Source organism: Microbacterium sp. Bi128 (genome assembly GCF_918698205.1).
In genome coordinates this window covers 1-2,673 of record NZ_CAKKMM010000682.1, presented here as the reverse complement: position 1 = coordinate 2,673, position 2,673 = coordinate 1, and the positions used below count along the sequence as shown (strand labels likewise).

The following is a 2,673-nucleotide window of genomic DNA, read 5'->3' as shown; positions in this document are numbered from 1 at the left end:
ACCATCGCTGAAAACGGCGAGGCTCCGTCGTCGGTCATGGAGCGGAACGCCGTGCCCGCCTGAAGGTCCGCCAGCAGCGGTTCCGAGGCCCTCAGCGCCAGTTCCAGCACCTGGATGGCGGCACGTTCAGTCAGCCCCATCCCCGCGGCCCAGCCCAGGAAGTGCTTCCGGGAAATCCCTGTGCGCTTGCCGTCCAGGGTCAGGGCGAGTGTCTTGTCCCCGTAGACGACCGTGGACGGGATGTCGTATACCGGCGCGATGGACCACTCTCCGGCCGGCTGCTGCACCATGGAAACGTTCTTCGCGTGCAGGTCGCCGTTGCCCGTCAGCCACGCAAATGCCGCCTGGAGGGCCAAATTCCGCACCGCGGGCAGCGGTGCCGCGCAATACGCCGCAAGCGCATGGCACACCTGCCCGTATCCCACGTTGTACTTGTCCGCAGGGTAGAGGCCCAGCACCTGCGCACCGTCCTCGACGGCGAGCCGCTGCACGGCCCGCGGCGACCTGGCCGCCGCCTTGGGCCCCGACACGCCGGCGACAGGCCCACCGGATACAGTGCCACTGGCCACAGGCACCCGGTCGAAGCGTTCCACGAGCAACCCGGGCCGCCCGGCGACGTCGCGGATCAGCTGGACCCGGCTCAGAGGGATCCGCAGCCGCGCCGCGTACCGGAACATCGCGTACTCGTTTTCGACGACGTGCGGGAACTCGGGCGCGTTGAGTTTGAGGATGTAGCGCCGGCCGGCGCTGGCCACCGGCATGGAGATCATTCCAGCGGACAGCTTGTCCTGCACCCCCGCCAGGGCCACCGGGTCGATCAGCCCGGAGTCGCCCAGCAGGGCCTCGAAATCCACGGGCGTTGCGGGGTCAAGCTCGACGGCGTGCTCGTCCGGGTCCAGCTTCTCGCCGTGGCCGACGATCTGCACGTCACCCACCGGGTTGGCACCGGCCGCGATGAGCAAGGACAGCTCATCATCCACGCTGGTCTTGATGGAACGGCGCAACGCATTCAGCCGCCGGCCCTCCGGCAGAAGCCCGGTGAAATACGGCGGGGCCGCCCCCGCCGCGGACAGTACGGGTTCCGGAGTTAGCGGCAGGGAGCTCGCGACGGCGGGGCCCCCGGACGCCAGATAGGCCGGCAAGTAGGTGAACTTGGTGCCGCCGTCGTGCCGTTCCAGCCGGGCCGCCAGCACGCCGGCCTTATAGATATCCGCGATCCGGTGCCTCATGGCCGGCCTTCCGGCCCGTCCCGCAGTTCACGGTCGGCCCGCAGGCAGGCCACCGGGCCGGCGAGGGCACGGGCTGCGGCGCTGGTCCGGGTCTGGACCCGAAGTTCCAGCCCCAGCGTGTCCAGGAGCGCCAGCAGGGAGTCCAGCTGCACCGTGCGTTTTCCCTGTTCGACGAACCGGACGAAGCGCTCTGAGACTCCGGCAAGTTCGGCCAGCTCACGCTGGCTCAGGCGGAGCGACCCGCGCCGGGCCCGGGCCTCGGCAGCGAGTTCACCCGGAAATGCGTTCCCCATGGCCACCTCCCGTTGATCAAGATACGTCCGAGGGTCCGGCGTTCGTGTGTACGAAACGCTCTGGGTTCGAACTCTGTGTGCGTACCAACCTGTGGGATCGAACCCTGCGGGTCCGAACCCTGGCGGTACGAACGTGCCGCTTTACAGGCATTTCCAGTATAGGACGTGCCAAGATGCCTGCACAGAGCGATAACGGCACGTACGTACCGGCGCACTGGGCAGGCAAGGGCAACTGCCGGCGATCGAAGGCATCCGCCGTCATAGCCGGCTGGCGCAGCCCTGCCTCCACAGATTGTGCGGTTCAGCCGCGCGCGGGCGTGACGGTTCGCAATGGCCCGTAGGATTTAAGGGACTTAAGCGACAACCAGACCCCACGGAATCCAGAAAGGACTGCACACGATGACGCGCGCTTCCTTCCGGCTGTTCCGCACCGGCCTGATCGGATCCATCATCGTGGCGCTGGCAGCCGGCGGCCATCTGGCCGGCGGCGGACGGCTGCCCGAGCCGGCGATCGTGACGGCGTTGTGTGCCGTGGCGATGGTCCCCGTGGCCGTACTGACCCGCGTCCGACTGTCCTTCCCGGCCCTGGCCGGCCTGCTCTGCGTAGGGCAACTGTGGCTGCACTGGTCCTTCGGCGCCTTGTCCTCAGGGGCGCCCGCGGCCCTCCAGGCCCGGATGGCTGCGGGTCATCCGGGCCATCCGGGCCATTCAGCGGCTGCCGTTGCCCCGGCGATGCCCGACCCTTCCATGGCGGTTTCGGCGGCCGACATGGGCGGAGCCATGTTCGCCGCACACGCGATGGCGACGCTCGGCACGGCACTTTTGCTCGCACGCAGCGAGCGGGCCCTGTCCGCACTTGGTTCCTGGCTGCGCCCGCTCGTGCAGCTGCCCCAGCCCTCCGCCGCCACGCCCCTGCGCGTCCCCGCTCCCTGCGCGGTCAACCTGGTCCTCCCCAAGGCCCGGGCTGGCCTCCGCCTGCCGACCAGACGCGGACCTCCGGAGCTGTCGCCCGCCGCCTGACATCAATCCCTTTCACATACGGACGGGGACAGCAGGCGGCCATCCCACTGCTACCGCCGGACGGACAACGCACCGGACGGCTCCCCACCTGTTATCCGTTAGTGAAAGGCACCTTTGCCATGAAGTCCCCC

Annotated in this window: 3 protein-coding genes; 1 reads left to right on the top strand and 2 read right to left on the bottom strand. The window is 68.9% G+C overall.

All coding sequences use genetic code 11. The features are described 5' to 3' along the window. Positions 1 to 1,229, bottom strand: a 1,229-nt coding sequence (locus LQV45_RS24805; RefSeq protein ID WP_374208290.1) for a type II toxin-antitoxin system HipA family toxin, incomplete at its 3' end; no start/stop codon positions are given. Beyond that, positions 1,226 to 1,522 (bottom strand): type II toxin-antitoxin system Y4mF family antitoxin, encoded by a 297-nt coding sequence (locus LQV45_RS24800; RefSeq protein WP_230009271.1) that lies wholly within the window; start codon positions 1,520 to 1,522, stop codon positions 1,226 to 1,228. The genes LQV45_RS24800 and LQV45_RS24805, both read right to left, overlap by 4 nt. Positions 1,523 to 1,921: 399 nt before the next feature. Here LQV45_RS24800 and LQV45_RS24795 point away from each other — a divergent pair, with 399 nt between their 5' ends. After that, positions 1,922 to 2,542, top strand: a complete 621-nt coding sequence (locus LQV45_RS24795; protein WP_230009269.1) for a hypothetical protein — start codon at positions 1,922 to 1,924, stop codon at positions 2,540 to 2,542. Positions 2,543 to 2,673 lie beyond the last annotated feature (131 nt).